This is a genomic window from Tessaracoccus caeni, from assembly GCF_029211185.1.
GTDB lineage: Bacteria > Actinomycetota > Actinomycetes > Propionibacteriales > Propionibacteriaceae > Arachnia > Arachnia caeni.
The window spans coordinates 1-7,227 of record NZ_JARGDO010000038.1; the positions used below are offsets into that span (position 1 = coordinate 1).

Genomic DNA, 7,227 nt, shown 5'->3' on the forward strand with positions numbered 1-7,227 from the left:
ATCAACGGCTTGATCGAGCTCCACCGCCGCATCGCCCGCGGCTTCCGCAACCGCGAGAACTACCGACTACGCATGCTCCTCATCGGCGGAGGACTCACCCTCGACCCACCGCAGGTATGAAGAGCCCTTAAACTCAACCCAGCTGGCAGGCCCGTTGCTTTCCAGGTGTACGGCGCGGAGCCTCCCGTCGCGGTCAACGTCCTGCTGTAGGCCACCCCAACAGTTGCAGCGGGAAGAGACTTGGTTTCGATCTCCAGCGGGATGCCTGGGGCCGAACCGGAACACAAATGGACCTCAGTCTTGACCTGCCTCGCACTGCTGAGCGACATCTTCTCGGACTTGCCTGCGAGCTTCTCAAGAAGCTCCGTGGTCTCGATCCCTACCTCTGCGATCGAGCCCCCGGTGATGGTGCACTTCAGCCCGTCTTTCTGGCTCTTTTCAGCCTTTGCCTCCCACAGGCCTCCCAGTCTGAAGTACGGACCCTTGGCGCTATACAGGTACATACCGCCCTTGAGTCCGTTGAAATTCTCCACGGTGACCGAGGACTTGAGGTCAGTTCCCTTGGACAGAGTGTTGCCGTGCGTGGCGTAGACCTTCGGGCTTAGCGAACTCGCGCTCTTGTTCATGACACCGGCCGCGTAGTCTCCAGACAGGGAAACCTCGGACACGACCTCAAGTGCTCCGGTCGCCTTCACCTCCGCCACGATCTCAGACTCGACTTCAAGCCAGACCGGAACGGGCCCGATCATGCCGCCATAAATCCTCCTGAAGACCCCCAAGGAGAGGCTCACCGGCTTCGCGGATTGGGATGCCCCGATACTCGCGGTGAGCTTGCTATCAGCCTTGACCCCGGCCCCCAGCTTGTAGTTCTTGAGCTTTCCCCAATCCATGTCGAAGACCATCTCTCCGAACGGCGCGATGGAGGCTTCGCCCTCTACACCAAGCTTGATGGGGCCCTGGGTAACGGACTTCTCGACCTTGAGCTTTAGTTCATTCTCTGCCGTCGTTGTGAGACCAGACGATCGTAGCCGTGCGGGCTGCGGGAGGCTCTCGGCGATAACACCGTCTGTTGGCTCAAAGCTTGCTGATACCAGGCTCAACCCGATCTCAGAAGCCTCGTCTGGAACGTTCTGGACTATGTCTGGCAGGTTCGCGTTCTTCGTCTTCAGGGTTGTGGTCGCGCCCTTGGTCGTTACGGATTCGACCACCATCAGCGCTCCCGAGGAAGCGCCGTCGGTCGGCGGCACCGCGATTACATCGCCCTTGGCAATGCTCTTCGCGGTAGCTGGCGGTGAGTTCAGCGTGACCGTGCCGGACTCAACATTTACTTTGTCGATGCTGGACGCTTCTTCATCGGTCAGCGGTCGGGCATCCTTAGCGACCTTCACCACATCCGGCTTGATCGCTGCCTCCGCGGCTTCCGAGGTGATCGCTGGCGCACCGCGCCACGCGGGGACATGGGCCCGATACGAATACTTGCCGGCTTTCGCGGCAACCAGCGGTATGGCGGCTGTCCCCTTCGCATCCTGCGCGTCCTGCGCGAGGACCACCCACTTCCCCGACTCCAGCACCTGGATCTGGACGGGACGCCCAGACCGCGCAGGAGCGACCGCGATCTTCGCGTTGACCGACTGATTCACATATGCCGACGATGCGATCGACAGTGTCACCGATTGCGCGACCGTCTTCACGGTCACAGACTTGCCCGTGAGCTTCGAGTAGGCGACCTTGCCAACCTTCTTCTTCGGCGCCACCACACGAAGCGTCAGAGACGACTTCTTCGTCGACGTCGTGAGAGAGAACCTTCCCTTCTTGTCCGTCTTTCCGCTCGCGAGCTTCGTCCACTTCCCGTCAACCTTCACCTGTAGCTCCACCGGACGAGCAACCTTCAGGTTCACTGACCCGGTCACCTCGAATGACTCACCTTTGATCGGCTTGGCTGGCTTGGCTTTGACTGCCGAGATCGACTGCTTGACCGTGCTGATCTTCTTGCTCTTGGTAGTGACCTTCGCGTAGGTCTTCTTACCGACCTTGGTCTTAACAGCAACAACCCGAAGGCTCAGCGACGACTTGGACGTCGTCGCTTTGAGCGAGAACTTGCCCTTCGCATCAGTCTTTCCTGTGACGAGCTTCTTCCACTTCCCGCCAACCTTCGCCTGTAGCTCCACTGGCCGCTTCACCTTCGACGAGAGCGTCCCCGATACCGTGAACGACCCGCCCCGAACCGGCTTCGACGGTGACACAGACAGCGTGACAGCATCGTCAGCACGAGCCTCCACCGCGTTTGGCGGGAGTCCGAGCACTCCTGAGACAGCGAGCAGAATCGACAACAGACCCAGAACACATTTGCGCATAGTTCCCACCCAAGACATCGGTTTCCGCGCAGACTATCGGTGTTGAGCCTCCCGCGAGCCAGCGAGACAGATTTGTCATCCGCCAGAGCCCACACGCAGGGAACAAGAAACGGGGCCGCGTGGCTTGTGCCGCGCGACCCCGTCTCCTGGAGCAGTTCAGATCACTCCGCGTCGGACTCCTCGACCACGGGGCTCAGCGAGAGCTTGCCGCGATCGTCGATGTCGGTGATCTCCACCTGGAGCTTCTGCCCCACGGAGACGACGTCCTCGACGTTCTCGACGCGCTTGCCGCCGGCCAGCGACCGCAGCTTCGAGATGTGCAGCAGGCCGTCCTTGCCCGGGAGCAGGGAGACGAACGCACCGAAGCTGGTGAGCTTCACGACGGTGCCGAGGAAGCGCTCGCCAATCTCCGGCATGTGCGGGTTGGCGATCGAGTTGATCGCCGCCACGGCCGCTTCAGCCGCCGGTCCGTCGACCGCGCCGACGTAGACGGTGCCGTCGTCCTCGATGGAGATGTTGGCGCCCGTGTCGTCCTGGATCTGGTTGATCATCTTGCCCTTGGGGCCGATGACCTCGCCGATCTTGTCAACCGGGATGCGCACCGCGATGATCCGAGGAGCGAACGGGCTCATCTCGTCGGGGGTGTCGATGGCCTCGCCCATCACCTCGAGGATGGTGTGGCGGGCGTCGCGGGCCTGCAGCAGGGCCTTCTGCAGCTCGACGGCGGGGATGCCGTTGAGCTTGGTGTCCAGCTGGAGGGCGGTCACGAAGTCCTTGGTGCCGGCGACCTTGAAGTCCATGTCGCCCAGGGCGTCTTCCGCACCGAGGATGTCGGTCAGCGCGATGTACTTGGTCTCGCCGTCGACGTCCTCGCTCATCAGGCCCATGGCGATGCCGGCCACGGCGGCGCGCAGCGGCACACCGGCGTTGAGCAGCGACAGGGTGGACGCGCAGACGGAGCCCATCGAGGTGGAGCCGTTGGAGCCCAGCGCCTCGGAGACCTGACGGATCGCGTAGGGGAACTCCTCGCGGCTCGGCAGCACGGGGATCAGGGCGCGCTCGGCGAGGGCGCCGTGGCCGATCTCGCGACGCTTCGGCGAACCGACGCGGCCCGTCTCACCGGTGGAGAACGGCGGGAAGTTGTAGTTGTGCATGTAGCGCTTGGTGTTCTCCGGCGCCAGCGTGTCGATCTTCTGCTCCATGTCGAGCATGTTCAGGGTGGAGACGCCCAGGATCTGGGTCTCGCCACGCTGGAACAGGGCCGAGCCGTGCACGCGCGGGATCACGGCCACCTCGGCCGAGAGCTCGCGGATGTCGCTGGGGCCGCGGCCGTCGATGCGCACGCCCTCGGTGAGGGTGCGATGGCGCACGATCTTCTTGGTCAGCGCCTTGAGAGCGGCGGACACCTCGTTGCCACGACCCTCGAAACGCTCAGCCAGCTGGGCCTGCACGTCGGCGCGGATGGCGTGGGTGGCGTCGTCGCGGTCCTGCTTGCCGACGATGGTCATCGCCTCGGCGACGCGGGTGGCGGCCAGCTCCTCGACGGCGGCGAACACGTCGTCCTGGTAGTCGAGGAAGACGGGAAAGTCGTAGGTCTCGCGCGGCAGCTTGGCGGCCAGCTCGGCCTGCGCGTCGCACAGCGCCTTGATGAACGGCTTGGCGGCCTCGAGACCCTCGCCGACGACCTCTTCGGTGGGGGCAGGCTTGCCCGCACGCACCAGTTCCCAGGTGGTGTCGGTGCCGCCGGCCTCGACCATCATGATGGCGACGTCACCGTCGGCGAGCACGCGCCCGGCAACAACCATCTGGAAGGTGGACTTGGCGACCTGCTCGACGGTCGGGAAAGCGACCCACTGGTTGTCGATCAGCGCGACGCGCACGCCGCCGATGGGGCCGGAGAACGGCAGGCCAGCCAGCTGGGTGGACATGGACGCGGCGTTGATCGCGACCACGTCATAGATGACGGCGGGGTTCAGCGCGAGGACGGTGACCACGACCTGGACCTCGTTGCGCAGGCCCTTCACGAAGGCGGGGCGCAGCGGGCGGTCGATCAGACGGCAGGCCAGGATGGCGCCTTCGCCCGGACGACCCTCACGACGGAAGAACGAGCCGGGGATACGACCCGCGGCGTACATGCGCTCCTCGACGTCGACGGTGAGGGGGAAGAAGTCGATGGAATCGCGCGGGGTCTTCTGCGCGGTGGTGGCCGACAGCAGCATGGTGTCGTCGTCGATGTAGACGGCGGCCGAGCCGTCGGCCTGCTGGGCCAGCTGACCGGCCTCGAAACGAATGGTGTGCTTGCCGAACTTGCCGTTGTCAATGACGGCTTCGGTGAAAACGATGCCCGATCCTTCCACGGATAGGCTCCCTTCAGTTGGAGTGTGCGCCTCCCGCACAGGCGCGGCGACAGTAGGCCGCGTGTCTCCCAGGTCTTCGATCGAAGCCCGCGGGGGCCGGCACCTCTCAGCTCAAGAGGCGGCACCCGAAGGCCACTACCGAGGACCAGACAGACGTCTGACGTTTGGCGGCAGGATGATGAATTGTGCGGCGAGATGGTCTCGCCACCGCAAGATTCTACCCGCTCACCCCGGAATGCCCGAAAACGACGCGGCTTCGGGACCAAGTCGAGCACGTGCCTCCAGTCGCCTCCTCAGTCAGCCCACTGACGAACAACCCGCTTGCCAGCCCCCGACCGACCGTCCTCGAGAACGGTTGGGCCCCTGGCTCTTCAGGTGCAACGACTCCAGAGCCCGGACGCCGTAGACCTCTCAGTATCCGCTCGGGCGTCAGCACCCCCTCCGGAGAGCCGGCCACCACCACGCGCCCCGCCGCAGCAAGCCTTCTGCGAATTCTCGCGCTGGGTCTTTTCGAGGCTCCGCTGCGCTCCGCACCTCAAAGACCGTGAAGGGAGACCACGCTCTTTGAGGTGCGAAGGCTCAAGGGCGAGGAACGAGCCCCCAAGCCGAAGCCTCGACAATCAGGGCGAGCGCGGAGCACTAATGACGCTCTTTGAGGTGCGAAGGCTCAAGGGCGAGGAACGAGCCCCCAAGCCGAAGCCTCGAAAAGAGCCAACCCGAGAATCCCTAACAACACAACCACCAAATAACACCCACCCGGAATCTTGTCAACCACCAATTACGAAACAGTGGAAAACAAGTTATAAAACCGTGACACGCAACAGGCACCGCAGGCCCAGTTCTGTCGGGGAAACTGTCAGAGGTCACTGGAACAATTCATGTCATGACCGTAGAACAGTTCCAAGAACTCACGCAGCAGACTCTTGCTGCCGGGTGGGACTGCCTCCACACTCTCCACCCCGACCAACCAGCCGAAGCGATCGCGCTGTTCGACACCATCGTCCAGACAGAAGCCCAACTCGCCGGCTTGCGGCTTCGGCTGTTCACCGAAGCCAAACACCTCGACACCGCCGTCGTACTCGACCAGATACGGTCATCCACCCGCCTCAACGAAGCCCAGTCCAAAGCCGCGATCAGGCTCGCGAGCGAGCTGGCGGAACGGTTCCCGATCATCAACACAGCGTTGTGCGATGGATACATCTCGATCGAACAAGCCCACGCGATCGTCACCGGGTTGAAGAAACTCCCCACCCACTTCACTAAGACTGATCTGGAGATCTGTCAAAACCAGTGCCTGCAATACGCCCACGAACTCGGACCCAAAGAACTCCGCACCCTTGCCACCCGCATGGCCGAAATCATCGACCCCGAAGAAGCCGAAGCCGAGGAAGCGAAACGCTTGGAACGAGAAGAACAAAAAGCGCACCAAGACCAGTTCCTGCGTATCCGACCCGACTTCCACGGATCCATGACCATCACCGGGAAACTCCCCATCACAGACGGAACGCTCCTCGCAGCACAAATCGAAGCCTTGATGCCCTCCATCAGTTCATACGGTGCAACCGCGGAGACCCCAGCGCCGGACGCACGAAGAGCCGATGGCCTAGTGCGGCTGATCCAGATCGCCGCGAACAGTGGCGAGCTGCCCGCCCAAGGAGGAGACCGACCACAGATCCAGATCACCATGACCCTCGACAACCTCACTGCCCGGCTAGGCAGAGCAGAACTCCTCAACAACAGCCAACCCATATCCCCCAGCACCGCCCGACGGATGTGCTGCGACGCCAGCATCATCCCGGTCGTCCTCGGTGGCGACTCCGAGCCATTAGATGTTGGGCGCACGAGGCGGTTGTTCACCAAACCCCAACGACAGTTGCTAACCTCTCGCGATCAGGGCTGCGCCTTCCCCTCCTGCGATGCCCCACCCGCCGCCTGCCAAGGCCACCACATCATCCCGTGGGTCGATGGAGGGAACACTGACCTAGAGCATGCAGTCCTGGTGTGTCCATACCACCATCGGGTAGTAGAACCCGACCAGAGCATCTCCCCAGAACTCCAATGGGAAGTCCACCTCGACAAGACAACAATGCTGCCGTGGTTCACCCCACCCCGACACATCGACCCAAGACGCACACCCCGACAACACCGCCGCTACCAACTCCAACAGGCAAAACTGACCCCCGACACCGAGGCACCACCCTGCCCGCAACCGGAACCAACACACAGAAAAGACCCGGAAGTAGCGTCTACGCCGAAGTCCGCGCCAGCACCAAAACTCGGAGAAGGTCCGGAAACAGCGTCCGCGACAAAGTCCACGATCCCACCCTGGAAGCTCACCGAAAACGACACGCGACCACCATGGCGAAACCCCACCATGCTCACCCCCGACCCAGGGTGCCGTCAAAGTCGTGTTTTAGGTTGTCAGGAGTAGTTTGAGGGCCCGGTCGGGATGTCTGGCGGTGTGTCTGAGGGCTTTAGCGATGTTGGTTGCTCCGGTGTAGCGGTGGAGGCTGATG

General features: G+C 62.8%; 3 protein-coding genes. 1 reads left to right on the forward strand and 2 read right to left on the reverse strand.

The window, feature by feature from the left end; genetic code table 11:
- Positions 1–59: 59 nt before the first annotated feature.
- Both P0D62_RS18725 and P0D62_RS18730 read right to left on the reverse strand, forming a co-directional pair.
- Positions 60–2,330 carry a hypothetical protein gene (locus P0D62_RS18725; protein ID WP_275704049.1) on the reverse strand — a complete coding sequence of 757 codons (2,271 nt, stop codon included), beginning with the start codon at positions 2,328–2,330 and terminating at the stop codon, positions 60–62.
- Between the two features lie 185 nt (positions 2,331–2,515).
- The gene (locus P0D62_RS18730) at positions 2,516–4,711 is read right to left on the reverse strand and encodes a polyribonucleotide nucleotidyltransferase (protein ID WP_275704050.1); all 2,196 of its coding nucleotides are present in this window, start codon (positions 4,709–4,711) and stop codon (positions 2,516–2,518) included.
- 883 nt (positions 4,712–5,594) lie between these two features.
- Here P0D62_RS18730 and P0D62_RS18735 point away from each other — a divergent pair.
- On the forward strand, positions 5,595–7,142 hold the full coding sequence (locus tag P0D62_RS18735) for an HNH endonuclease signature motif containing protein (protein WP_275704051.1): 1,548 nt from the start codon (positions 5,595–5,597) through the stop codon (positions 7,140–7,142).
- The last annotated feature ends 85 nt before the right edge of the window (positions 7,143–7,227 follow it).

What these genes read in the sequence shown, in the direction of transcription:
- P0D62_RS18735 (WP_275704051.1), top strand. Translation starts at nt 5,595, where the DNA reads ATGACCGTAGAACAGTTCCAAGAACTCACGCAGCAGACTCTTGCTGCC.